Below are 23,527 nucleotides of genomic sequence, written 5' to 3'. Positions count from 1 at the left end.
AAATAACCCATCAGTGTTGATGAAGGCCGAATCCGCATGTGTCACATGCGGCGGCGCGTTCATCAGCATTACCTTATGAAAAGGAGCAATCATGGCGAATCCCTATCGCGAACTTTTGACTACCCCGGGCGTCATGGGATTAGTCGTAGCGAGCTCCATTGCCCGCCTGCCGCAGGCAATGATCGGCATCGGCATCATTACCATGCTGGTGCAGCAGACAGGGCTTTACTGGCTGGCGGGTTCGGTGGCCGGTACATTCACTCTGGCGAATGCCCTGATTGGTCCGCAAATCTCGAAACTTGTGGATCAGCGCGGCCAACGTCGGGTTCTACCCTACGTGACGGCTTTCAGTATTGGTATGTTATTGGCGTTGATACTCGCCGTCTACATGAGTGCCCCAGCCTCACTGCTATTCGTTCTGGCAGCGTTGGCAGGCACGATGCCGAGCATGCCTGCGATGATCAGAGCCCGCTGGACACAGCTTTTCCGTGGCAAGCCGCAGTTACATACGGCCTTCTCTCTAGACACGGTTCTGACCGAACTTGCCTTTATCGTCGGCCCGCCCCTTGCCATTGGTTTGAGCGTGAGTTTTTTTGCCGAAGCCGGACCGCTTGTCGCGGTGCTGTTGCTGATCGTCGGCGTTACCGCTTTTCTCATGCAGCGCCAGACTGAACCGAAAGTAGTCGTGGGCATCAGGCGTAACGCAAGCTCGACTCTGCTTATCCCCGGCGTCCGCACCATTGTGCTGGCACTTTTGGCAATGGGTGTAATCGGCGGATCGGTCGACGTGGCGGTTGTTGCCTTCGCCAACGCGCAGGGCTGGCCTGCCTCCGCCAGCTTCATCCTGGCGGCCTATGCGCTTGGTTCAATGATCGCGGGCCTCACATTCGGTGCACTGAGAATCTCTTTGCCGATTGAAAAGCAATTTTTCATCGGAGTGTTGATAACGGCGGTCACTTCCGTGTTGCCTATTCTTTCACCGAACGTCTACATCCTTAGTGCAATGCTGTTTGTGGCCGGAATGTCCTTCGCGCCAACAATGGTAGTTGTCATGAATCTTGGTACGATCATTGTTCCACCATCCCGGATCACTGAGGGGCTTACATGGATGACTACAGGCATCAGTATCGGTGTCGCGCTCGGTGGCGTGTTGGCGGGGTTGGTAATTGACATCTATGGCGCACAGGCAGGATTTGGTGTGGCGATTGTCGCGGGCTTGCTCATGGTTGTGGTTGTGCTTTTGGGGCTGCGTACACTTCGCACTACGCCTGTGGTTTGCACAGAGTTGAACTTCCAGTGATGATATGAATGCCGCCCGTACGCTGGTTGATATTGGGCCTTGCGGTGATGATATTTCTGGACACGGCGCTTAGTTAGCATGGGCCGTGTGCGTGCGGCAGACCTTTGCAGCAAGGCGCCAAAAGCCCCGTAAATCCGGGGCTTTGTCTCGGGTTATTTGAACAGGCCGCCAATCGCATTGATCGCATCCGCAGCCTTGTTCACGTTCTGTTGGTGCTGGTTGTTGGTATCCACCTGCGCCTGGGGGATTGTAGTTGCCGCTGACGCAACTTTTGTTTGCCAGCGTCACAGGGCGGTGGGTGATATCTGGATTGTCACCGTGGTTTCGGTCACGTCCTTGTTGCTGCTTGAGCCTGTGGTGGTTTGGTCGCTGTTTCATGAAGCGCCTGGGCGCGGCGCGTTGGTCGGGTTTTGCCTGGGCGCCTTGGGGATGCTTGCCACGATAGTGCTTTAGCGCATCCGGCCATCAAGTGCCGGGTCAGATCAGCGCCTGTAGTCCTATGCTTATCTGACCCGCACCGCTGCACTTTTTTCCATTTTGCTGATCTACCCCTGTCCCGGCCACTCGACTCCCGCACGTGGCCCACAGAATCAGACCCGGTGCCGATGGATCGAACGTCAACTGTTTTTACCTCTCTATGGCCGCTGTTGCTGGCTACGCTGCTCGCGCTCTGCGCAGTGGGTTGCAGCCAGCAACAAGGCCGCGATATCGCCAGGCAATTCAGCGATGGCAAGCCCGATGAGTTCTTCCAGACCAGTGTCGATCGCATGGCCACCCTGGGGATGCGCGACAACCTGCAAAGCCTCTACCTGCTGATGAGCAAGCTTTACCTGCGCAACCCCAGCCAGTGGCGTCAGTCGGGCTATCCGGATGCGGTGAGCGCCGCTCGGGTCATTCGCCAGGCCATCGAAAACCGTCAACCCTTGCCCGCACTGGGAGACCGGCGTGATCTGGCCGCCCTGAGCTACTCCCTGAGCCCCGACTTTCGCGGCGACCGCGTCGGCGCGTTCATCTATGCGATTGGCAGCATGCTCGTGACCGCCCACGGCGGGCGTACGCAGTTTTATGTGACCGACTCGATTAACCCCCAGTTTGTCAGCAATGCGGCGCGCAATATCGAAAAGGCCACCTGGCTGCTCAGCCAGCGCCAGGATGCCAACGGTGTATTGCTGTTGTTCTCCAATGAAATATCGGAGGAGGGCAGTAACCTCAGTTTTGCCGTTGAGTTTGGCAAGATCGTTGCGCGCCTGGACTTGCTTACCCAAATCCTTGATGAGCGTTACCGACGCATTGGCCTCAATTACGCGCAAAGTTTATTGCTGATGAACTTCCTGCCGGTGCAGTGAGGCGCATCCATCGAACAATCAGTGGGGTGTTTCCCTTTCTGCTGTAGGAAGGTGCCTATCTTGCCTCTCGCTGCTTGAAACCCTTGCCTGCGAGCAATAGCCTCGGATTTTTCTTAAACACGAGGCCCTCCCTTGGGTAAACGAAAAACGGTTTGGCCCACGGATCGCGAAATACGTTTGCGGTTTATCCTGTTCGCGGTGATCGACGCCGCGACTGCTCAAGGCGTCTCTGCCGAGTTGCTGTTGCCGGCGCACACGCTGCTGCGCAACTCACCCTCGCAAGCCCAGTTACTGGATGCCCTGGGCGAGATTCTGGCTACCGATGAAATGTACGGTTTCCGCTTTGCGCCGGGTTCCGATGCGGATGATCTGATGCGGGAATTGGCGGAGCCGGACGGCTGAAACCTGCCCGGTACTGTTTTGCCGGTGCCATGGTTCGTCAATAAGGCGTGACCTGACGGGCGTGCCTGCCTTCCCATCACTGTTCGCGTGGTGGGCCTGGCCTGCCACGTTCCGTAATTCCAAGGACCCGCCCCAATGCTGCTGCGCCACCCGCCCTTTCTTTTTGCCGCCCTGACTCTCAGCTCGCTGGTACAGGCCGAAGGCCTGCAACTGGCGCCAGTTGAAGTCACCACCACTGAAGCCAGTGCCGGCGAAATCGCCCAGGCACAGCTACAACGCGTGCCCGGCGGCAGCAATTACATCGATATGAGCAGCGTGCAACAGGGGCGGGTGAGCAGTAACGAAGATGTGTTCAAGTACCAGGCCGGGGTGTACGCCAAGGCGGCGAATAACGAAGGCGTGAAGCTGTCCATTCGCGGTTCGGGCCTGAATCGCAGCCCGGGTGCCCACGCGTCCGGCCTGTATGAAATGTTCGACGGTCTGCCGCTCACGGGCCCGGGCGGTACACCTTATGAGCTCAAGGACCCGTTGTGGCAAAGCCGCGTGGAAGTGCTGCGGGGCGCCAATGGCTTCGATCAGGGCGCGTTGGCCCTGGGTGGTTCGGTCAATTACGTGACCCACACCGGCTACGACGCGCCCAAGCTGCAAGTGCGCTATGAGGTCGGTAGCCGCGGCTATGCCCAGCGGGAGGTCAGTTCCGGCCAGGTGTTGGGCGATGCCGATTACTACATCAGCCTCACCGACTCCGAGTCCGACGGCTACCAGCACCAGAGCGCCGGAACCGGCAAGGGCATCGCCGCCAACTTTGGCTACCGCTTCAACCCGGATCTGGAAACGCGCTTCTACCTGCGCTACCGCGAAACCACCAACGATTCCCCCGGCAAGCTCACGCGCTACCAGATCAGCCATGACCCGCGTGCCGCCAACAGCCTCAACGCCGCCCGCGATTCAAAACGCCTGCAACCGGGCTCTACCTGGATCGCCAACAAGACCACCTTGCAACTGGACGACAACGCCCGAGTGGAAGTCGGGCTGGCCTATCACGACTACCCGATGGATCTGCGCGAGGGCACCAACCGCCTCAAGGTCGCCTACACCGATATCAGCGGCACCCTGAACTACATCCGTCAGGACAGCCTGTTCGGCCATGCCAGCAAAACCACCGTCGGCCTGCGTACCACCCAGGCGATGCCCAATAATGGCGCGTCGGAATATGTACGCATCCCCGCAGGCAACACCGCAATCTACGCGCCCGGGACCAAAACCCGCGACTACAGCTACCTGGGCTCCGACACCGTGCTGCATGTCGGCAATGAGCTGGAACTGCTGGAGGATCTGTGGCTCACCACCGGCCTTGCCGCGATCTACACCCGCCGCGAAACCCAGGTGACTTACCCCGATGGCCAGGCGCCGCTCAGTCAACATGACTGGGACTACGCACCGCGCATCGGCCTGCGTTACGACTTCACCCCGCAATTGCAGGTATACGCCAACCTGAGCCGCTCGGTAGAGCCGCCGCACGCCTGGTCGATGATCTGGGGTTCCAACAAATACTTCGGTCCGGGCAACGGCGCGGCCACGGGGCTACAGCGCGAAGGTGTGAAGTTACGCAATCAGACCGCCACCACCCTGGAAATCGGCGGGCGCGGCGAAGCGTGGCTCGGCCAGTGGGACCTGGCCCTCTACCGCTCTGAAGTACGCCACGAACTGCTTTCCGTGGAAACCCAGGCCCAGACTGCCAACAGCAGCGCGATCATCGCCGAATCCAACGCCAGCCCCACCGTGCACCAGGGCGTGGAACTGAGCCTGCTCAGCCCGCTATGGGACGGCGGCCGCAACGGCAAGCTCGACCTGCGCCAGGCCTATACCTTCAGCGATTTCCACTACCGTGACGATGACCGTTTCGGCGACAACACTTTGCCCGGCATCCCCAAGCATTACTATCAGGCGCAGGTGCGCTACAGCCACCCGACGGGTTTCTACACCAGCCTCAACACCGAACATGCCTCGCGGGTAGCGGTGGACTACGCCAATTCCTACTACGCCGCGGCCTACACCACCCTCGGCGCCACGTTCGGCTATGACGCGCCCAAGCAAGACTGGCAAGCCTGGGTCGATCTGCGCAACCTGACCAACCGTCGCTATGCCAATACCGTTACGCCGGGGTACGACGACAAAGGCGTGGACGCAGCACGTTCTACCCCTGCCGATGGGCGTGGTATCTACACCGGCGTGTCGTGGAGCTGGCGTTAAATCAACCTTCGTGTTGGCGCAGGCGCTTGTACAGGGTGTTGCGGCTCACTCCCAACTCCCGCGCAAGGTGGGAAATATTGCCGCCCACGGCTTGCAGGCGTTGGTTGAGGTCAAGGTTTTCATCCAGGCGCTCGCAAGTGGGCAGCGGCGCCGTTTGCTTCAAATCGGTAAAAAAATCATCGGGCAGATGTTCTGCGCGGATCGGCTGCTCCTCGGCCATCGCCAGCGCCACCTGCAACACGCTGCTCACCTGACGCAAATTGCCCGGCCACGGATGTTGCTCGAATAACCCCAGCACCTCGGCACTCAGCCCGGCCCACTGGTTCGGCTCGCGATGTTGCTGCCACAGTTGCTGGAACAACGCTTGCTTGTCGGTGCGCTCGCGCAATGGCGGCAACTCCAGGGTCAGGCCACCGATGCGGTAGTACAAATCCTCGCGAAAGCGCCCGGCCTGCACCAACTCGCGCAGTGCGCGGTTGGTCGCCGAGATGATGCGCAAATCCACCGGGAACACCTCACTGCTGCCCACCGGTTGCACACAGCGCTCCTGCAACACCCGCAACAGGCGGGCCTGGGTCGGCAAGGGCATATCACCGATCTCGTCGAGAAACAGCGTGCCCTTGTCCGCCTTGCGAATCAGGCCAATGCTGCCTTTCTGATTGGCGCCGGTGAAGGCGCCTTTTTCGTAGCCGAACAGTTCCGATTCCACCAGCTCAGCCGGAATCGCCGCACAGTTCACAGCGATCAATGCCTGTCGGCTGCGCGAGCTGGCCTGATGCAGGGCTTTGACGAACACCTCTTTGCCCACCCCGGTCTCGCCGTGAATCAGCAATGGAATGTCCTTTTCCAGCAGACGTTCGGCCTGGCGCACCGCTTTCTCCATGCGCACATCGCCAAAATGCAGGGTCTTGAGGTTGATCGAGGTCGGCGCTGGCGGCGGTTGGCTGAACACCCGGGCCTGCACCGGCATTTGCCTGGGGCGCTTCAACAGGCACTGGAAGCGGTTGCGCCCAGCCGCCTGCAACGCAAAGGGCAACCCTTCGGGCTGGTTGAGCAACTCCAGTAAAGACACCTTGAACAGACTGTCGATCATCACCCGAGACAGGCTGATGCCCAGCAGGTTATCCGCACGTCGATTGGCTGATAGTACCTGGCCACTTTCATCAAAGATCAGCAGGCCGGCCCACTGGCTGTCGAGGTTGCTCAAGCCGGTGTTGAAGGTCAGTTGGAAATGTTCGCCGCGGAACAGGTTGAGGATCAGCCGGTTTTCCACGGTCTGACTCATCATTTTGACCATGCCCAGGGTATGGGAGGGCGGCAGGTAGCTGTCGCTGGATACATCCAGCACCGCGATGATTTCGCGCTGGGCGTCGAAGATAGGCGCCGCCGAACCGGTCATGAAACGGTTGGCCTTGAGGAAGTGCTCATCGTGCTCGATATGCACGGCCTGGGCGCAGGCCAGCGCGGTGCCGATGGCATTGGTGCCGCTGGCACGTTCCATCCAGCTGGCGCCGGGGCTGAAGCCACGGGCCAGCTTGGGTTCGATAAACCGCTGGGTGCCCCACGACGTCAGCACCTGGCCCTGATTGTCAGCCAGCATGATCAGGCAGTTGGAGTTGCTGAGGATGTTTTCATAGTAGGGCAGTACTTCCTGGTGCGTGGTCTGCACCAGTGAATGCTGGCTTTCCAGGAGTTGACTGATGCCTTCGGCGGGCAGTTGGTCAAAGCTTGGCGTGCTCTGGTGGTCCAGGCCGAAGGCGCGGCAACGTCGCCAGGATTCCTGGATAAGGGTGTCGTGTGCCAGTGGTTCGGCCATGGTGCGACCTTCATTTTTATTGTTATTGGATGTGCACATTCAACCATTGAAATGGGTTCAAGTGTGGGAGGGGCGGTGCGACGATTCGACTTGCTCCCGATAGCGGTATATCAGTGACAGAAATGCTGGCTGACACTTCGCCATCGGGGGCAAGCCCCCTCCCACATTTGTCCTATGTGAGGCTTGAACCGGGTTCGAACAGTGTTGTTCAGAACTGTTCATTGTCAACCCCGAAAGTGTTCAGTTGTTCAGCCACTTTGTTCACTCCTGAACATCCCGATTAACCCATTTCCTTATGCATCAAGCGCTTGCAGTTTTGGCACGAAACTCGCTCTGACACCTGGCCAGATTCATTCCAATAATAAAAAGGTCGTGTCATGTCATTGACCCTGGAACATGTCTCCCGCGTTGTCGACGGCCAAACCTGGATCGACGACGCCAACCTGCGTTTTGAAGCCGGCTCTTTCAACGTCTTGCTCGGTCGCACCCTGTCCGGCAAAACCAGTCTGATGCGCCTGATGGCCGGTCTGGACAAGCCCGACAGCGGGCGCATCCTGATGAACGGCGTAGACGTTACGCAAAAGCCGGTACGCCTGCGCAATGTGTCGATGGTCTACCAGCAGTTCATCAACTATCCCACCATGACCGTATTCGAGAACATCGCCTCGCCGTTGCGCCAGGCCGGTGTGTCCAACGAGCTGATCCAGAGCAAGGTGCTGGAAACCGCCAGGATGCTGCGCATCGAGAAGTTCCTGCAACGCCACCCGCTGGAACTGTCCGGTGGCCAGCAGCAGCGCACCGCCATGGCCCGCGCCCTGGTCAAAGACGCCGAACTGATTCTGTTCGATGAGCCCCTGGTCAACCTGGACTACAAACTGCGCGAAGAGCTGCGTCAGGAAATGCGCGAACTGTTCAAGGCGCGCCACACCATCGCCATTTACGCCACCACCGAACCCAACGAGGCTCTGGCCCTGGGTGGCACCACCACCATTCTTCACGAAGGCCGGGTGATCCAGAGCGGCAAGGCCGCCGAGGTCTATCACCAGCCGCAAACCGTGCTGGCCGCCGAGCTGTTCTCCGAACCGCCGATCAACCTGATGCCAGGGCGCATCAGCGGCAACGAAGTGAGCTTCGCCAATTTCGTGCATTTCCCACTCAACGTCGACCTGCGCCCCATCGGTGAGGGCGAGTTCCGTTTCGGCGTGCGTCCCAGCCATATCAGCCTGGTACCGAGCAATGACGATGACCTGGAGCTGGCGGTGACCGTGGAAGTCGCCGAGATCAGCGGCTCGGAAACCTTCCTGCATGTGCGCAGCGAGCACTTCCTGCTGGTGCTGCACTTGCCGGGGGTGCATGAGTACGATGTGGACGCGCCGATCCGCGTGTATATCCCCACCCATAAACTGTTTGTGTTCGATGGCCAGGGCCGTTTGGTCCAGGCCCCCGGGCGCCGTGTCGCGAGGGTTGCCTGATGGCCGAGATCCATTTGCGTAACCTTGCCCATAGCTATAGCCCCACGCCAAAAGGGCCTGAGGACTACGCCATTCGGGAAATGAACCATGTGTGGGAGCAGGGCGGTGCGTACGCGTTGCTCGGGCCGTCGGGCTGCGGCAAATCCACGCTGCTCAATATCATCTCCGGCCTGCTCAGCCCCTCTGAGGGCCAGGTGCTGTTCGATACCCAGGTGGTCAACGACCTCACGCCGGAGAAACGCAACATTGCCCAGGTGTTCCAATTCCCGGTGGTGTACGACACCATGACAGTGTTCGATAACCTGGCCTTCCCGCTGCGAAACCAGGGCATGGCCGAGGCGAAAATTCACAGCAAGGTGCAGGAAATTGCCGAAGTGCTGGACCTGCAAACCCTGCTGAGCAAAAAGGCCCGCAACCTCACCGCCGACGAAAAACAGAAAGTCTCCATGGGCCGTGGTCTGGTGCGTGATGACGTGTCGGCGATCCTGTTCGACGAGCCGCTGACGGTGATCGACCCGCATCTGAAATGGAAACTGCGGCGCAAGCTCAAGCAGATCCATGAGCAGTTCAATATCACCATGGTCTACGTCACCCATGACCAACTGGAAGCCTCCACTTTCGCCGACAAGATCGCGGTGATGTACGGCGGGCAGATTGTGCAGTTCGGCACCCCGCGTGAATTGTTCGAGCGGCCGAGTCATACCTTTGTCGGCTATTTCATCGGCAGCCCAGGGATGAATCTGATCGAGGTGCAGGCCAGGGCGGGTGGTGTGGGGTTTGCCAATACCTTTCTGCCGCTGTCGCAGGCGTTGCAGCAACGCATCAATGCTACCGATTACAAAAAGCTCCAGGTCGGCATCCGCCCGGAATTTATCCATGTATGGGATGACCACAACCCTGACGCCCTGCAAGCCGACGTCATGCATGTGGAAGACCTGGGCACCTACAAGATCATGACCCTCAACCTCGACGGCGCCACGCTCAAAGTGCGCCTGGCCGAAGACAAACCGGTGCCGGAGGGCAGGGCGTCCATCAGCTTCCCCGCGCAATGGCTGATGCTTTACGCCGACGATTACCTGCTGGAGGTGGCGCCATGAACAAGGTGCAGAACAACAAGGCCTGGTGGCTGGTGTTGCCGGTGTTCCTGCTGGTGGCGTTCAGTGCGGTGATCCCGATGATGACCGTGGTCAATTACTCGGTGCAGGATATTTTCGACCAGTCCAGCCGCTACTTCGTCGGGGCCGACTGGTACAAGCAGGTGCTGCTCGATCCGCGCCTGCACGACTCGTTGCTGCGCCAGTTCATCTACTCGGCCTGTGTGCTGCTGATTGAAATCCCGCTGGGCATCGCCATCGCCTTGACCATGCCGACCAAAGGACGCTGGTCATCACTGGTGCTGATTATCCTCGCCATTCCGCTGCTGATTCCATGGAACGTGGTCGGCACCATCTGGCAGATCTTTGGCCGTGCCGACATCGGCCTGCTGGGTTCGACCCTCAACGCCATGGGCATCAGCTACAACTATGCGGCTAACACCATGGACGCCTGGGTCACCGTGCTGGTGATGGACGTATGGCACTGGACCTCATTGGTGGCGCTGCTGTGCTACTCCGGCTTGCGCGCAATTCCCGATGTGTACTACCAGGCCGCACGGATTGATCGGGCCTCGGCCTGGGCGGTGTTCCGGCATATTCAATTGCCGAAGATGAAAAGCGTGTTGCTGATCGCGGTGATGCTGCGGTTCATGGACAGTTTCATGATCTACACCGAGCCCTTCGTCCTCACTGGCGGCGGGCCGGGGAACGCCACCACCTTCTTGAGTCAGACGCTCACCCAGATGGCCGTAGGCCAATTCGACCTGGGCCCGGCGGCGGCGTTTTCCCTGGTGTACTTCCTGATCATCCTGTTGGTGTCCTGGCTGTTCTACACCGCCATGACCCATTCCGACGCCAACCGCTGAGGCCGCCAACATGAGCAAGCGCAAGCTTATTCCGTTACTGATTTATATCCTGTTCCTGCTGGTGCCGATCTACTGGCTGTTGAACATGTCGTTCAAGAGCAACACCGAAATCCTCGGCGGCCTGACCCTGTTTCCCCAGGAGTTCACCCTGGCCAACTACAAGGTGATCTTCACCGACCCAAGCTGGTACACCGGCTACCTCAACTCGCTGTACTACGTGAGCCTGAACACGGTGATCTCTCTGAGCGTGGCGCTGCCGGCAGCCTATGCGTTCTCGCGCTACCGCTTCCTGGGTGACAAGCACCTGTTCTTCTGGCTGCTGACCAACCGCATGGCGCCGCCGGCGGTGTTTCTGCTGCCGTTTTTCCAGCTGTATTCCTCCATCGGCCTGTTCGATACGCACATCGCCGTGGCCCTGGCTCACTGCCTGTTCAACGTGCCGTTGGCGGTGTGGATCCTTGAAGGCTTCATGTCCGGCGTGCCCAAGGAAATCGACGAAACCGCCTACATCGATGGCTATAGTTTTCCCAAGTTCTTTGTGAAGATTTTTATCCCGCTGATTGGCTCCGGCATCGGCGTCACGGCGTTTTTCTGCTTTATGTTTTCCTGGGTCGAGCTGCTGTTGGCGCGCACCTTGACCTCAGTCAACGCCAAGCCCATCGCGGCGGTGATGACCCGTACGGTCTCGGCCTCGGGCATTGACTGGGGCGTGCTGGCAGCGGCGGGGGTGTTGACGATCCTGCCGGGCATGCTGGTGATCTGGTTTGTTCGCAACCACGTGGCCAAGGGCTTCGCCCTGGGCCGGGTCTAGAGGAATCGATGATGGAATGGATGGCCTGGACCACCCCCACTGCGCTGTTCTTTGGCGGCATCGCGCTGATCCTGGCGGGCATGACCACCTGGGAACTGCGCTCGCCGAGCATCGCCCGGCGCGGTTTTCTACCGATCAGTACCACTCGTGGTGATCGCTTGTTTATCGGACTTCTCGGCAGCGCCTACCTGCATTTGCTGGTGATCGGCGTTACCGACTGGAGCATCTGGGTGGCGTCCGCGCTCTCCCTGGTATGGCTGTTGAGTGTGATGCGTTGGGGCTAGTGCCCTTATGAATAAACAACCAGGAGGTCTCTATGTTGAATAAAAACAATAAGCTGCGACATAGCATTTCATTGGCCGCCGTACTGGCCCTCAGCGGTTTGAGCGCTTCGGCCTGGGCCGATGCTTATGAAGATGCCGCGAAAAAATGGATCGGCAGCGAGTTCAAACCCTCGACCCTCACCGAAGCCCAACAGCTTGAGGAGTTGAAGTGGTTTATCAAGGCGTCGGAGCCCTTCCGTGGGATGAAGATCAACGTGGTGTCGGAAACCCTCACCACCCACGAGTACGAATCCAAGGTACTGGCCAAGGCGTTCAGTGAAATCACCGGCATCAAGCTGACCCACGACCTGCTGCAGGAAGGCGACGTGGTGGAGAAGCTGCAAACCCAGATGCAGTCCGACAAGAATATCTATGATGGCTGGGTCAACGATTCCGACTTGATCGGTACGCACTTTCGCTATGGCAAGACCGAATCCATCACCGACCTGATGGCCAACGAAGGCAAGGACTTCACCTCGCCAACCCTGGACCTCAAGGACTTTATCGGCCTGTCCTTCACCACCGCACCGGACGGCAAGATCTACCAATTGCCCGACCAGCAGTTCGCCAACCTCTACTGGTTCCGCGCCGACTGGTTCGAACGCCCGGAGCTGAAAGCCAAGTTCAAGGAAAAATACGGCTACGACCTCGGCGTACCGGTGAACTGGTCGGCCTATGAAGACATCGCCAAATTCTTCAGCGAAGACGTCAAGGAAATCGACGGCAAGCGCATCTACGGGCACATGGACTACGGCAAGAAAGACCCGTCCCTGGGCTGGCGCTTTACCGATGCGTGGTTCTCCATGGCCGGCGGCGGTGACAAGGGCTTGCCCAACGGCTTGCCGGTGGACGAGTGGGGCATTCGTGTGGAGGACTGCCACCCGGTGGGTTCCAGCGTGACCCGCGGCGGCGACACCAACGGCCCGGCGGCGGTGTTCGCCACACAAAAATATGTGGATTGGATGAAAGCCTACGCGCCGCCGGAAGCGGCGGGCATGACCTTCTCCGAATCCGGCCCGGTGCCGTCCCAGGGCAACATCGCCCAGCAGATCTTCTGGTACACCGCGTTTACCGCCGACATGGTCAAGCCGGGCCTGCCGGTGGTGAATGCCGACGGCACGCCGAAATGGCGCATGGCGCCGTCACCGGTCGGGCCTTACTGGGAAAAGGGCATGAAAAAGGGCTATCAGGACGTAGGCTCCTGGACCTTCCTCAAGTCCACCCCCGAGAAGCAGAAACTCGCGGCCTGGCTCTACGCGCAGTTCGTGACCTCGAAAACCGTGTCGCTGAAGAAAACCATCGTCGGTCTGACGCCGATTCGTGAGTCGGATATCAACTCCCAGGCCATGACCGACATGGCGCCCAAACTCGGCGGCCTGGTGGAGTTCTACCGCAGCCCGGCCCGCACCGAATGGTCGCCGACCGGCACCAACGTGCCGGACTACCCACGCCTGGCGCAACTGTGGTGGAGCAACATCGCCGCCGCCGCCAGCGGCGAGAAAACCCCGCAACAGGCGCTGGACAATCTGGCCAAGGAGCAGGACGCGATCATGACGCGCCTGGAACGCTCCAAGGTGCAACCGGTGTGCGGCCCGAAAATGAACCCCGAGCGTGACGCGCAATACTGGTTCGACCAGCCGGGCGCGCCGAAGCCGAAACTGGCCAACGAGAAGCCCAAGGGTGAAACCGTGAACTACAACGATCTGCTCAAACAGTGGGAGGCGGCGCGCAAGTAACAGCGCTGAGTGAGTACGACGCAACGGCACGTTTACGTGCCGTTTTGTTTGAAGCTTGAAGTGCGACGCCCTGCATTTCATCCGGTGGTTCGAGACAGCCCGCCAGGTTGCGACTAAACTGCTGAGCATTCATACAGGAGGTTATCTGATGGGTGTTCAACTTTCCCCAATTGTTTCCGAGTTTGAAACCGAAGAGCAGGCGAGTAGTCATGATCTCTGGTTTCGTAAAAAAGTCGAAAAAAGCTTGGCCAACCCCGGCCTCGGTGTACCTCATGACGAGGTCATGGCACGAGTTGAGGCGATTATTCTGCAAGCAGAGCTTGAGCAGCGGGCCAAGGCTTGATGTTGGCCGTTTGTTTGGCTTGACGAAGCCATCGGCGACCTGATTGATATCGTGACTTTTATCGCAGCAGAAAGCCCCGGCGCTGCACGACGCATCAAGACCCGCCTGGAAGGCGCGCCTCTACCACTGGCTGAGCACCCCTGTCTATATCCGTGCGGCCGGGTGCCAGGTACTCGTGAGGTGGTTGTACATCCCAATTATGTGCTGGTGTATAGAGTGACTGCCGAGCGGATCGAAATAGTCAACGTATTGCACGCCAGGCAAGAATATCCCTGAGCCTCCCGCCTTCGTATTTCATCAGCGAGCGCCTTTACTGCGACCGCTTATCCCCCCCTTCATAACCTCATTTGAATTTTCCGCACGCCCCGACGCTCTGCATTCTAGAGGCGCGTGAAGTTGAGCGCTCTTGCGGGGCCACCTTGTGGGAGGCCCGTTGTAACGGACTTTGCGGAAACTGCCATCATGACACTCCTTACAGCGCTGTCGGGCCAGCCGGCCTCTCTCACCGACTCGGTCCAGGGCCATCATCAACGGGTGTATCGACAGCTGTACGGCGAAACGCCAGACGCCGCCGAACTGGCGCATGACTACCTGCAGGATCAATTGGCCCAGGTAGAGGAAACCGACTGCGACTTGCCTGAGTCGCCCGAACACCTGACGGCCTGGGTCGAACAGCGCTGCGCCGTTGTGGCCCAGGCCTATGCCGACTACCTTGAGCAGCGCCAGCAAGGCCGGCCACGGCGCTATTTTCACAACAAAGCCCACGCGTTGTATGTCCTGCAGCGAGTGGCGCCGACCAAACAGGTGGATGGCGCCTGGCTCTATGGCCTGCTGCGCTATTGGCAAGACCAGCGCTTCGACGGCTTGCTCACTACCTATCTGGAAGAATTGGGCGACGGTGAAGCCGCGCAGAACCACGTGGTGATCTATCGCAAGTTGCTCAACGACCACGATGCCGACAGCGACGCCGGCCTTGAGGATGAGCACTACCTCCAAGGTGCGCTGCAACTGGCCCTGGGCCTGTGCGCCGACCAATTCCTGCCGGAAGTCATCGGCTACAACCTGGGCTACGAACAGTTGCCGCTGCACCTGCTGATCACCGCTTACGAACTCAGCGAACTGGGCATCGACCCCTATTACTTCACCCTCCACGTGACCATCGACAACGCCAGCAGCGGCCACGCCAGCAAGGCCGCGCAATCGGTGTTGGGGTTGCTGCCGCTGGGCGAGGGCAGGGCAGCGTTCTACCGCCGCGTCGCCGCTGGGTATCGCCTCAACGATCTTGGCCCGGGTACCACGGCTGTCATCCAGCAGTTCAACCTGCACGACGAAGTGATTGCGATGCTTGAGCGCAAACGCACCTTCGGCCAGCACATGCACTCGGACTACTGCCGCTTCGAAGGCCAGACCGTCAACCAATGGCTGGCCAAGCCGGGGCAGATCGGCGATTTCCTCACCGCCTTGCAGGACAAGGGCTGGATCAAGCGCAACCAGGACCCCGCCGACAGCCGTTTCTGGCAGTTGATCGAGGGGGCCGGCGCGGCGATGTTCGGGGTATTCAGCGCGGCGGAAAAACAGCTGCTGCATGACTGGATCGCCGGTGACTGGGCCAGCGGCCAGCGCGTTCCGCCGGTTCGACCGGGGCGCGGCAGTCGACTTGCCCGCGAGCAGCAATGCCCGGCGGACCCTGACACCCAGGCCCTGGCCGATTCACTGTGGAATCTGCCCGACGAGCAACAGCTCAATGCGCTGATCCCATGGATGTCGGCGCGGCGCCACAGCAGCCCCGCAGGCTTGTACGCCACCCGCCGCTTTATCCAACTGCGTGCGCGTTTGCGCTAAGGAATGTGCCTATGTCTGCCCAACAACTCGCTGATCGCGCCTTGCTGAACCTGGGCCGGGGGTTGAAGGAAAGCGGTTACCGCTTCATTACGCCGACGCCCTTGACCCATGAGCGCGTCTACCGGCGTTTGGCGACGCCGCTGGCGATGACGTTGCGCGACGTATTCGGCTGGTCGATGCCGTTCGACCACGACCTGTTGCCCGAGGCGTTTCGCGAAGAGTTGCAGCAAGCCGATGTGATCGAAAAGCACGATGCCTTATGGCGCAGCACGGTGCGTTGGTCGAGCCTCGACGATCTGCTGTTCGCCCATTCGCCGTATCCCACGGTGCAAGCGGACGCGGTGTTCTTCGGCCCCGACAGCTACCGTTTTGCCCAGGTCATCGAAGCCCATTTGCAGCAGCGTTTCGAACCGCTCAAGCGTGCGGTGGACATCGGCTGTGGCGCCGGTGTCGGTGCCTTGGTGGTTGCCCGGGCCTGGCATGACACCCAGGTGCTGGCGGTGGACATCAACCCGCGTGCCCTGCGCCTGACCGCCGTGAACGCCGAGCTGGCCGGGTTGAATAATGTCAGCGTGTACCACAGTGACGTGCTGGCCAGCGTCGAAGGGCAATTCGACCTGATCGTCGCCAACCCGCCGTACATGAACGATGACCGCCAGCGTGCCTATCGCCATGGTGGCGGGGCGTTGGGGGAGCAGTTGTCGGTGCGCATCGTCAGCGAGTCCCTCGCACGCCTGGCCCTGGGCGGCAGCCTGTTGCTGTATACCGGAGTGGCGATGGTGGCCGGTGGCGATCCTTTCCTTGACGCGGTCAAGCCGTTGCTGGGCAGTGATGTCTACGGCTGGACCTACCGCGAACTGGATCCTGATGTCTTCGGCGAGGAGCTGGAAAAACCTGGCTATGAACGTGTGGAGCGCATCGCGGTGGTTGCGCTCACCGTTACCCGACTGCGTTGACCCTCGATGCTCACTTTCGGCATCGAAGAGGAATACTTCATCACTGATCTGCACACCCGCCGGATGCTCGGCGAGCCTTCGGCGGCGGTGCTGGCGGCCTGTCGCGAGGCGATCGGCGCGGGCTTTGCGTATGAAATGTTCCAGGGCCAGATCGAGGTCGCGTCACCGGTATTCAGTGCCAGCGCTGAAGCCGCGGATTACCTGGCGACAGTGCGCCGCAATCTGGCGCAGCGCCTGGGTGAATTTGGCCTCGGCGTGGTGTGTGCGGGGAGCCATCCATTGGCCGACTGGCGCGAACAGCGACCTACTGACCAAGCCCATTTCCAGCAGTTGTTCGACGATATTCAGTATGTAGCACGGCGCAGCGTGTTGTGCGGGCTGCATGTGCACGTGCAGGTGCCGCACACCCATGACCGCATCGCCGTGATGAACCAGGTTTCACCGTGGCTGCCGCTGCTGTTGCTGCTCAGTTGCTCCTCGCCATTGTGGGATGGCGCGCCCAGCGGCTTTATGAGCTACCGCCAGGCCGCTTGTGATGAATGGCCGCGCATGGGCGTGCCGGAACATTTCGCCGATTGGAACGAATACCTGCGCTACCTCGCGTTGCTGCATCGCATGGGGGCAATCAAGGCCGACGGCAACGGCTGGTGGGGCATCCGCCCGGCGGCGCGTTACCCCACCCTCGAACTGCGCATGACCGACGCCTGCCCGCGGTTGGCGGATGCTTTGGCCCTGGCCACGCTGTTTCGCGTCATGGTCACCCATGCCTGCGGCCTGGAGCGGCCCGGCGCCGGGTTCAGTGCGCAAACGCGCTGGCTGCTCAAGGAAAATCGCTGGCAGGCCAAACGCTACGGCGCGGGCGGCCACTTTGCGTTTGACGACACCGGCGCGATGGGCAGCGCCGAACAATGGTTGCACTGCGCGCGCCAGACGTTCGGTGCCACCGCAGAGGCCATGGGCGAACCACGGCTGTTCGATACGCTGCAAGCGCTGCTGCGGCGCGGCAACAGTGCCACCGAACAGTTGCGTTGGTACGCCCAGGCCCGTGCCGACGGTGCCGATGAGGTGGGCAGCCTGGGCAGTGTGGTCGACCATTTGCTCGCCCAGAGTCGCGGCGACCATTGATGGGCTGCGCACCGGCGCATTTTGATGTGTCAGGCCATGGCTTGCGGCTGAATACGCAACTCGCCGTCCACATCCTGGACCAAGCCACTGGCCACGAACAACGGCGCCAGGCGCTTGTGCAACTGCGGCTCGACAAACTCCTTGACCGTGTCCAGCACTAGCACGCCACTGAGCGCCAACTCGGCCTTGGTGTACGACAGCCATGCCTTTTTCAACGCCATCAACACATCGCTGCCCGCCGTCGAAGCGAAACGGCGATGCACTGGCTTGGCGTCGAAAGTGAAGGCGTGCTGGAACTCATAGCCGCTTTCGTCACCGCCACTGGCAGCGCAACGCACGCACGTGCAGGGGCCATCGCCGAACGCGCTGCGCAGGTAGGCGTTGAAGTCCACCACGGGCTTGAGTGACAGGCGCTTATCGACCTCGAACAGGTCCCCGGTCATTTTTTCGTCAGTGTTCAACGTCCATTTCCTCGCAGTCGGTTGCTGTGTTTCAAAGCGCGGCACAATACCAGCCGAGCGTGAGTTTGGGGATTATTTGCGTCGTGAGGGAGGGTTAGCGGAAGAATTCACCGGGGGTGGAATCGAACTGCTGACGAAACGCATTGATAAACGCTGAGGTCGATTCATAGCCACACCCCAATGCCACATCCGTCACCCGCTCGCCTTGTTCCAGGGCGGGCAGGGCGCTCAGCAGTCGCAGGCGCTGGCGCCATGCGCGAAACGTCAGGCCGGTGTCACTCAGGAACACCCGACTCAGGGTCTTTTCACTCACCTCCAGCTTGCGGCTCCACTCGCCCAACGTCGTCTGCTGCTCGGGATGCAGGTTGAGGCTGCGGTAGATCTGTCGCAGCCGTGGGTCGTGAGGCAGTGGCAACATCAAATCCACCTGTGGCGCGGCGGCGAGCTGATCGAGTAGTACCTGAGCCAGGCGTCCGTCCGGCCCGTCCTCGGTATATTCCACCGGCACCTGGCTGAAATTACGGATCAACTCGCGCAACAAACTGCTCACCTCCAGCACCTGACACCGTTCGGCCGCCCAGGCAGTGACGCTGCAATCGAGGTACAAGCTGCGCATTTCGGTATGGGGCGAACTGAACACCCGATGGGGCATGCCTGCCGGAATCCAGACGGCGCGCTGCGGGGGCGCGACGAAACGGCCGACGCTGGTGTGGATCTCCAGCACCCCGGAAATCGCGTAGGACAACTGCACCCACGGGTGGCTGTGCCGTCTTGTCAGCGCCCGGTTGGGCAAGGACTCGGTACGCCCATACACCGGCCGTGGCAGGCTGGAAAGCCCGGGCACACTGCGGCGCACGGTTTTTTCATGTCCTTTTGGCGGCATTTACTGGCTCATTGGCGTTAGTCGGTAAAGGATCGTTACGTTAGAGTCGCCGGGACGCTCTTGGCAACCCCTGGAAGATCTGCTTATGACCCGCCCGCGCTTTCTGCCCGACAACTTCACCCTGACCCTGATCGCCACGGTGATCCTTGCCTCCCTGCTACCGGCCAGCGGCCAGACCGCCGTGGCGTTCGGCTGGGTGACCAACCTGGCCATCGCGTTGCTGTTTTTCCTGCACGGCGCCAAGCTGTCGCGCCAGGCCATCGTTGCCGGTGCAGGTCACTGGCGCCTGCACCTGCTGGTGTTCAGCCTGACCTTTGTGCTGTTTCCGCTGCTGGGCCTGGCGCTCAAGCCGGTGCTGTCGCCGCTGATCGGCACCGAGCTGTACATGGGCATGCTCTATCTGTGCGCGTTGCCGGCCACTGTGCAATCGGCGATTGCCTTCACGTCCCTGGCCCGCGGCAATATCCCGGCGGCGATTTGCAGTGCGGCGGCTTCCAGCCTGTTCGGTATCTTCCTGACCCCGCTGCTGGTGGCGCTGCTGCTGAACGTACACGGCGATGGCGGCTCCACCGTCGACGCGATCCTGAAGATCAGCGTGCAGTTGCTGCTGCCATTCATTGCCGGGCAAATCGCCCGCCGCTGGATCGGCGACTGGGTCGGGCGCAACAAAGCCTGGCTGAAATTTGTCGACCAGGGCTCGATCCTGCTGGTGGTCTACGGCGCATTCAGCGAAGCGGTCAATGAGGGCATCTGGCATCAGATCCCGCTGTGGCAACTGGGCGGTCTGGTAGTTGCCTGCTGCGTATTGCTCGCGTTGGTGCTGGTAGCGTCCGCGTTGTTGGGTAAGGCATTCGGTTTCAGCCAGGAAGACCGCATCACCATCCTGTTCTGCGGCTCCAAGAAAAGCCTGGCGACCGGCGTGCCGATGGCGCAGGTGCTGTTCGCCGGGGCGAGCATGGGCGTGCTGATTTTACCGTTGATGCTGTTTCACCAGATCCAACTGATGGTGTGCGCGGCGCTGGCTCAGCGATATGCCCAGCGCCCGGAAAGCATCCCCGAGTTGATGGGGCAGGTGGATCCGTGATGCACCTCTCATTCCCAGACAAATAAGCTCAAGTTAACCGCTGCGCCGACGACTAACTTCTTACTAACCCAAGAAGGAGTCTCGGCATGAACGTTCGTCGATTTGCGGTAGTGACAGGCCTTCTTTGCCTGTGGGCAAGCACCTGCGGCGCGGCGCAGACAGTCGGGCAGGGCACCATCAGGTTCACTGGCGCCATCGTCGAGCCGGGGTGTGCGACAAATGCGCGCAGCGGGTCGGTGATGGAACTGCGCGGCTGTGCCAGAGTGAGTCGCGGCAGCCGCTTCGAGGTGCGCCATGTGGCGCCGGTGGCCAGCGTCAACGCGGCCCATGTGCAGCTGGTGGCAGACAGCGGCGAGGGGCGCTATTACGACCAGCGCTATCTGCTGGTAGACACCGCCGGCAAGCCCATTGAGTCCGGCAACTACATCATTACCATGACGTCGCCATAAGCCATCGGGCGACGATCCGCATCAACAGCCGCGCGAGAAACCTATAGAATGCTCGGCGGCGGCGCTTGTCCTGGGTGGCCGCTTGATCATCGCCAGAGTACCCCGCCCGTCAATGAGCCTTTCAGCCGCAACCCCCCAAGCCAATTGGCAACCGGTCATCGCCCTGGCGCTGGCCGCGTTTGTGTTCAATACCACCGAATTCGTCCCTGTGGGGCTGCTCAGCGCCATTGGCGCCAGCTTCGACATGCCCGTGGCCAGCGTCGGTCTGATGCTCACCATCTATGCGTGGATCGTGTCCCTGACCTCGCTGCCGGTGATGCTGCTGACCCGCAACGTCGAACGGCGCAAGCTGCTGATCGTACTGTTCGGCCTGTTTATCGCCAGCCATATTCTCTCTAGCGTCGCCACCAGCTTCGGCCTGCTGATGGTCAGTCGTGTCGGCATTGCCTTGGCCCACGCGCTGTTCTGGTCGATCACCGCCTCGCTGGCCGTAAGATTGGCGCCCGAAGGCAAGCAGGTGCAGGCCCTTGGCCTGTTGGCCACGGGCACGTCCCTGGCGATGGTGCTCGGCATTCCCTTGGGGCGCCTGCTCGGCGAGGCCATGGGCTGGCGCACTACCTTCCTGGTGATCGCCGCGTTCGCCGCGGCCCTGGTGTTCTGGCTGGCGCGCACCTTGCCGCTGTTGCCGAGCCAGAACTCCGGCTCCCTGCGTAGCCTGCCGCTGCTGTTCAAGCGCCCGGCACTGGTGGCGCTCTACGTGCTGACCGCGATGACCGTCACCGCGCAATTTACCGCCTACAGCTATATCGAGCCCTTCGTCGAAGGCGTCGCCGGGCTGGGGGGCAGTGCGGTGACGTTGATCCTCTTGGTGTTCGGGGGGGCCGGCATTATCGGCTCGTTGTTGTTCAGCCTGGTGCACCGCTTCAACCCGCACCTGTTCGTGATCGGCGCAGTGTTTATCCTCGCCGCGTGTCTGGCGCTGATGCTGCCGTTGAGCGGCGCTGAATCCTACCTGGTGGTGTTGAGCATTTTCTGGGGCATGGCGATCATGGGCTTTGGCCTGGCCATGCAGTCCAAAGTGCTGGTGCTTGCACCGGACGCCACCGACGTGGCCATGGCGATGTTCTCCGGTATCTACAACATCGGCATCGGCGGTGGCGCGTTGATGGGCAGTTGGGTCGGCAGCCACTTCGGCTTCGCCTGGATCGGCGCGGCGGGCGGGTTGCTGGCGACGCTGGCGTTGGTGGGATATTGCCTGGCGATTCGGCGGTTTGGGCAGGGTGTGCCGAGCTGATCGACCAGTATCCAGCGGGTGACCACAGACTAAATGTGGGAGGGGGTCGGCATCAGACCACCCGCACGCCTTGTTTACCTAGGGTTGCCAGGTCTGCACCGCCCTGGCATCCACCGCCTTGGGCAGCAGGCCAGCCTTGAAGAACGCATCGGCAATTTGCTGCTGCTCACCCAACTGTTCCAGCGTCACCGGCTGCACCTGATAGCTGCGGTGCGCGTTAGCGGCTTCCACCGTCGCAGCGTCCAGGTTACCCCATAACGGCCCGAGCACTGTTGCCGCCTCCTGCGGATGCGCTTTCACCCATTGGCCGGTTTTTTCCAGCTCTGCAAACACCACCCTCAGCACTTCAGGATGGGCCTTGGCGTAAGGCGTGCCGGTCAGGTAATAACGCTTGTAGCTGGCAAGCCCGGCACCGTCCGCTAGGGTGCGGGTCGGCAGTTGCCGCTGCACGCTGGTGAGGAAGGGCTCCCAGGTGACCCAGGCATCCACCTTGTTGTTTTCGAAGGCGGCGCGACCGTCAGCTGGCGAGAGGTACGCCGGCTGGATATCGGTGAACGCCAGGCCGGCCTTGTTCAGCGCGGCGATGAGTAAATAGTGGGCGCCGGCGGCCTTGGTCACCGCGATTTTCTTGCCTTTGAGGTCCGCCAATTGCTGGATCGGCGAGTCCTTGCGCACCACGATGGCCTGGGCCGCAGGTGAGGGCGCTTCCTGGGCAAAGTAGGTGAGCTGGGCCTCGGCTGCCTGGGCGAAGATCGGCACCGTGTCGGCGACGTCGGCGCTGATATCCACGTTGCCAACGTTCAATGCTTCGAGCAATGGCAGGCCGCTGGGAAACTCATGCCAGCTGACGTCGATGTGGTTGGCGTTGAGGGCTTTTTCCAGGGTGCCCCGGGTTTTCAGCAGGGTGATCAGGGTTGAGGATTTCTGATAGCCGATACGCAGGGTCTCCTGGGCGTCGGCACTCACGGCGATGGAGAAAACCAGCAATCCTAATACAGCGGCAAGCGGGCGGCGGAGGGTCATGAGCGGCTCGATATTCAACGAAATGAGCCGAAGCATAAGGTTCTGAAAACCGCTTGATAAATACTCTTTCGATCTGAGCTTAAGGACACTTGAGGCAGTGTCCGTTGACTGAATGTACATCTGCCAGATCGGGCCATGAGCAATCATTCGTTGAGGCGACACAGGCCAATGTGGGAGGGAGCAAGCCCCCTCCCACAAAAGTTATGGGGTGTTGGGGGGTGTGGGTTGCAGGCAATCCAGTGCGCGGTCGGCGAGAGTGCGGGCCATGTCGATCAAGTGGGAGGTGGAGCAGGCCATGTCGCGTTGGGTGCCTTTGAGGCCCTCGGCGGTTTCGGTTGCTGTGGTGGTGGCGCAGCGTAGCAGCGAGGAAATGCTGGCGATTGCGTCTTCGAAGCTCAGGTCTTCGTGGACGACAAAAACGGGGTAGGGTGGGTCGGGGACGATTTTGCTCATGGATATAGCTCCTACTCAGTTGGGGCGCCATCCGGTGCCGTTTCCACACGGCAGATTGGGTGGCAGCCATACGCGGGGTGGAAACCGGGGAGTAGGACCCAGTCAGACCGAAGTCTGCCCGCGCACAGCCGCCATTGAGCGTTTGCATACGATCATGACGCCTACTCATTCCCGGGTTTCCACACCCGATCGCTG

At 60.6% G+C, this 23,527-nt stretch carries 22 protein-coding genes and 1 pseudogene; 18 read left to right on the top strand and 5 right to left on the bottom strand.

Features of this window, described 5'->3' with window-relative positions; genetic code table 11:
• Nucleotides 1–91 precede the first annotated feature (91 nt).
• The 4 genes from IH404_RS17130 (at nucleotide 92) to IH404_RS17115 (ending at nucleotide 5,301) form a co-directional block, all read left to right on the top strand.
• Nucleotides 92–1,300, top strand: coding sequence for an MFS transporter (locus tag IH404_RS17130; RefSeq protein WP_005789037.1), 1,209 nt, complete (start codon nucleotides 92–94; stop codon nucleotides 1,298–1,300).
• 605 nt (nucleotides 1,301–1,905) lie between these two features.
• Entirely contained in the window at nucleotides 1,906–2,646 is a 741-nt protein-coding gene (locus IH404_RS17125; protein ID WP_194438560.1) for a hypothetical protein, read from the top strand.
• A gap of 132 nt (nucleotides 2,647–2,778) precedes the next feature.
• On the top strand, nucleotides 2,779–3,048 hold the full coding sequence (locus IH404_RS17120) for a hypothetical protein (RefSeq protein ID WP_050989042.1): 270 nt from the start codon (nucleotides 2,779–2,781) through the stop codon (nucleotides 3,046–3,048).
• A 135-nt stretch (nucleotides 3,049–3,183) separates the two neighbouring features.
• A complete protein-coding gene (locus IH404_RS17115) occupies nucleotides 3,184–5,301 on the top strand; it encodes a TonB-dependent receptor (RefSeq protein WP_194438558.1) in 2,118 nt (705 codons plus the stop codon).
• Nucleotide 5,302: 1 nt separating this feature from the next.
• Here the strand turns inward: IH404_RS17115 and IH404_RS17110 are convergent, their stop codons facing one another.
• Nucleotides 5,303–7,117 carry a sigma-54-dependent Fis family transcriptional regulator gene (locus IH404_RS17110; protein ID WP_005789029.1) on the bottom strand — a complete coding sequence of 605 codons (1,815 nt, stop codon included), beginning with the start codon at nucleotides 7,115–7,117 and terminating at the stop codon, nucleotides 5,303–5,305.
• A gap of 377 nt (nucleotides 7,118–7,494) precedes the next feature.
• On the opposite strand from IH404_RS17110, the gene IH404_RS17105 reads away from it, so the two are divergent.
• The 11 genes and pseudogenes from IH404_RS17105 (at nucleotide 7,495) to IH404_RS17055 (ending at nucleotide 17,685) form a co-directional block, all read left to right on the top strand.
• The gene (locus IH404_RS17105; protein ID WP_057703149.1) at nucleotides 7,495–8,589 is read left to right on the top strand and encodes an ABC transporter ATP-binding protein; all 1,095 of its coding nucleotides are present in this window, start codon (nucleotides 7,495–7,497) and stop codon (nucleotides 8,587–8,589) included.
• Entirely contained in the window at nucleotides 8,589–9,686 is a 1,098-nt protein-coding gene (locus IH404_RS17100) for an ABC transporter ATP-binding protein (RefSeq protein WP_194438556.1), read from the top strand. Before IH404_RS17105 ends, IH404_RS17100 begins: the two co-directional genes overlap by 1 nt.
• Complete coding sequence (locus tag IH404_RS17095) at nucleotides 9,683–10,549, top strand: sugar ABC transporter permease (protein ID WP_005789024.1); 867 nt, start codon at nucleotides 9,683–9,685, stop codon at nucleotides 10,547–10,549. Before IH404_RS17100 ends, IH404_RS17095 begins: the two co-directional genes overlap by 4 nt.
• A gap of 10 nt (nucleotides 10,550–10,559) precedes the next feature.
• On the top strand, nucleotides 10,560–11,360 hold the full coding sequence (locus IH404_RS17090) for a carbohydrate ABC transporter permease (protein ID WP_005789022.1): 801 nt from the start codon (nucleotides 10,560–10,562) through the stop codon (nucleotides 11,358–11,360).
• Between the two features lie 11 nt (nucleotides 11,361–11,371).
• Nucleotides 11,372–11,644, top strand: coding sequence for a DUF2160 domain-containing protein (locus tag IH404_RS17085; RefSeq protein ID WP_005789020.1), 273 nt, complete (start codon nucleotides 11,372–11,374; stop codon nucleotides 11,642–11,644).
• A 32-nt stretch (nucleotides 11,645–11,676) separates the two neighbouring features.
• Complete coding sequence (locus tag IH404_RS17080) at nucleotides 11,677–13,419, top strand: ABC transporter substrate-binding protein (protein WP_003192009.1); 1,743 nt, start codon at nucleotides 11,677–11,679, stop codon at nucleotides 13,417–13,419.
• 148 nt (nucleotides 13,420–13,567) lie between these two features.
• Nucleotides 13,568–13,762, top strand: a complete 195-nt coding sequence (locus IH404_RS17075) for a stability determinant (RefSeq protein WP_194438553.1) — start codon at nucleotides 13,568–13,570, stop codon at nucleotides 13,760–13,762.
• Between the two features lie 15 nt (nucleotides 13,763–13,777).
• Nucleotides 13,778–14,038: pseudogene (locus IH404_RS17070) on the top strand (type II toxin-antitoxin system RelE/ParE family toxin); the annotation flags it as partial.
• 186 nt (nucleotides 14,039–14,224) lie between these two features.
• Nucleotides 14,225–15,604 carry an iron-containing redox enzyme family protein gene (locus IH404_RS17065; RefSeq protein ID WP_194438551.1) on the top strand — a complete coding sequence of 460 codons (1,380 nt, stop codon included), beginning with the start codon at nucleotides 14,225–14,227 and terminating at the stop codon, nucleotides 15,602–15,604.
• Between the two features lie 11 nt (nucleotides 15,605–15,615).
• Entirely contained in the window at nucleotides 15,616–16,560 is a 945-nt protein-coding gene (locus IH404_RS17060; RefSeq protein ID WP_005789011.1) for a class I SAM-dependent methyltransferase, read from the top strand.
• Between the two features lie 6 nt (nucleotides 16,561–16,566).
• Nucleotides 16,567–17,685 (top strand): carboxylate-amine ligase, encoded by a 1,119-nt coding sequence (locus IH404_RS17055; protein WP_194438549.1) that lies wholly within the window; start codon nucleotides 16,567–16,569, stop codon nucleotides 17,683–17,685.
• A gap of 29 nt (nucleotides 17,686–17,714) precedes the next feature.
• Here the strand turns inward: IH404_RS17055 and IH404_RS17050 are convergent, their stop codons facing one another.
• Both IH404_RS17050 and IH404_RS17045 read right to left on the bottom strand, forming a co-directional pair.
• Nucleotides 17,715–18,146 carry a hypothetical protein gene (locus IH404_RS17050; RefSeq protein ID WP_194438547.1) on the bottom strand — a complete coding sequence of 144 codons (432 nt, stop codon included), beginning with the start codon at nucleotides 18,144–18,146 and terminating at the stop codon, nucleotides 17,715–17,717.
• Between the two features lie 94 nt (nucleotides 18,147–18,240).
• A complete protein-coding gene (locus IH404_RS17045) occupies nucleotides 18,241–19,029 on the bottom strand; it encodes a helix-turn-helix transcriptional regulator (RefSeq protein WP_194438546.1) in 789 nt (262 codons plus the stop codon).
• Between the two features lie 85 nt (nucleotides 19,030–19,114).
• Here IH404_RS17045 and IH404_RS17040 point away from each other — a divergent pair, with 85 nt between their 5' ends.
• From IH404_RS17040 to IH404_RS17030, 3 genes are all read left to right on the top strand, one after another.
• Nucleotides 19,115–20,113 (top strand): bile acid:sodium symporter family protein, encoded by a 999-nt coding sequence (locus IH404_RS17040; protein WP_005789002.1) that lies wholly within the window; start codon nucleotides 19,115–19,117, stop codon nucleotides 20,111–20,113.
• Between the two features lie 86 nt (nucleotides 20,114–20,199).
• The gene (locus tag IH404_RS17035; protein WP_005789000.1) at nucleotides 20,200–20,562 is read left to right on the top strand and encodes a type 1 fimbrial protein; all 363 of its coding nucleotides are present in this window, start codon (nucleotides 20,200–20,202) and stop codon (nucleotides 20,560–20,562) included.
• A 112-nt stretch (nucleotides 20,563–20,674) separates the two neighbouring features.
• Nucleotides 20,675–21,856 (top strand): sugar transporter, encoded by a 1,182-nt coding sequence (locus tag IH404_RS17030; RefSeq protein WP_194438545.1) that lies wholly within the window; start codon nucleotides 20,675–20,677, stop codon nucleotides 21,854–21,856.
• A gap of 78 nt (nucleotides 21,857–21,934) precedes the next feature.
• Here IH404_RS17030 and IH404_RS17025 read toward each other — a convergent pair whose 3' ends face one another.
• Nucleotides 21,935–22,879 (bottom strand): aliphatic sulfonate ABC transporter substrate-binding protein, encoded by a 945-nt coding sequence (locus IH404_RS17025; RefSeq protein ID WP_194438544.1) that lies wholly within the window; start codon nucleotides 22,877–22,879, stop codon nucleotides 21,935–21,937.
• Between the two features lie 201 nt (nucleotides 22,880–23,080).
• Nucleotides 23,081–23,332 carry a DUF3077 domain-containing protein gene (locus IH404_RS17020; RefSeq protein ID WP_194438543.1) on the bottom strand — a complete coding sequence of 84 codons (252 nt, stop codon included), beginning with the start codon at nucleotides 23,330–23,332 and terminating at the stop codon, nucleotides 23,081–23,083.
• Nucleotides 23,333–23,527: the final 195 nt, after the last annotated feature.

Source organism: Pseudomonas sp. OST1909 (assembly GCF_015277575.1).
Classification (GTDB): Bacteria; Pseudomonadota; Gammaproteobacteria; order Pseudomonadales; family Pseudomonadaceae; genus Aquipseudomonas; species Aquipseudomonas synxantha_A.
Note: the sequence above shows the minus strand (reverse complement) of the source record. Positions and strands in the feature narration are given on the sequence as shown.

Coding starts and splice junctions, on each gene's coding strand:
- IH404_RS17045 (WP_194438546.1), bottom strand. CDS start 19,029: ATGCCGCCAAAAGGACATGAAAAAACCGTGCGCCGCAGTGTGCCCGGG.
- IH404_RS17110 (WP_005789029.1), bottom strand. CDS start 7,117: ATGGCCGAACCACTGGCACACGACACCCTTATCCAGGAATCCTGGCGA.
- IH404_RS17030 (WP_194438545.1), top strand. CDS start 20,675: ATGAGCCTTTCAGCCGCAACCCCCCAAGCCAATTGGCAACCGGTCATC.
- IH404_RS17060 (WP_005789011.1), top strand. CDS start 15,616: ATGTCTGCCCAACAACTCGCTGATCGCGCCTTGCTGAACCTGGGCCGG.
- IH404_RS17100 (WP_194438556.1), top strand. CDS start 8,589: ATGGCCGAGATCCATTTGCGTAACCTTGCCCATAGCTATAGCCCCACG.
- IH404_RS17085 (WP_005789020.1), top strand. CDS start 11,372: ATGGAATGGATGGCCTGGACCACCCCCACTGCGCTGTTCTTTGGCGGC.
- IH404_RS17065 (WP_194438551.1), top strand. CDS start 14,225: ATGACACTCCTTACAGCGCTGTCGGGCCAGCCGGCCTCTCTCACCGAC.
- IH404_RS17040 (WP_005789002.1), top strand. CDS start 19,115: ATGACCCGCCCGCGCTTTCTGCCCGACAACTTCACCCTGACCCTGATC.
- IH404_RS17055 (WP_194438549.1), top strand. CDS start 16,567: ATGCTCACTTTCGGCATCGAAGAGGAATACTTCATCACTGATCTGCAC.
- IH404_RS17035 (WP_005789000.1), top strand. CDS start 20,200: ATGAACGTTCGTCGATTTGCGGTAGTGACAGGCCTTCTTTGCCTGTGG.
- IH404_RS17020 (WP_194438543.1), bottom strand. CDS start 23,332: ATGAGCAAAATCGTCCCCGACCCACCCTACCCCGTTTTTGTCGTCCAC.
- IH404_RS17125 (WP_194438560.1), top strand. CDS start 1,906: ATGGATCGAACGTCAACTGTTTTTACCTCTCTATGGCCGCTGTTGCTG.
- IH404_RS17095 (WP_005789024.1), top strand. CDS start 9,683: ATGAACAAGGTGCAGAACAACAAGGCCTGGTGGCTGGTGTTGCCGGTG.
- IH404_RS17090 (WP_005789022.1), top strand. CDS start 10,560: ATGAGCAAGCGCAAGCTTATTCCGTTACTGATTTATATCCTGTTCCTG.
- IH404_RS17080 (WP_003192009.1), top strand. CDS start 11,677: ATGTTGAATAAAAACAATAAGCTGCGACATAGCATTTCATTGGCCGCC.
- IH404_RS17025 (WP_194438544.1), bottom strand. CDS start 22,879: ATGACCCTCCGCCGCCCGCTTGCCGCTGTATTAGGATTGCTGGTTTTC.
- IH404_RS17130 (WP_005789037.1), top strand. CDS start 92: ATGGCGAATCCCTATCGCGAACTTTTGACTACCCCGGGCGTCATGGGA.
- IH404_RS17115 (WP_194438558.1), top strand. CDS start 3,184: ATGCTGCTGCGCCACCCGCCCTTTCTTTTTGCCGCCCTGACTCTCAGC.
- IH404_RS17105 (WP_057703149.1), top strand. CDS start 7,495: ATGTCATTGACCCTGGAACATGTCTCCCGCGTTGTCGACGGCCAAACC.
- IH404_RS17075 (WP_194438553.1), top strand. CDS start 13,568: ATGGGTGTTCAACTTTCCCCAATTGTTTCCGAGTTTGAAACCGAAGAG.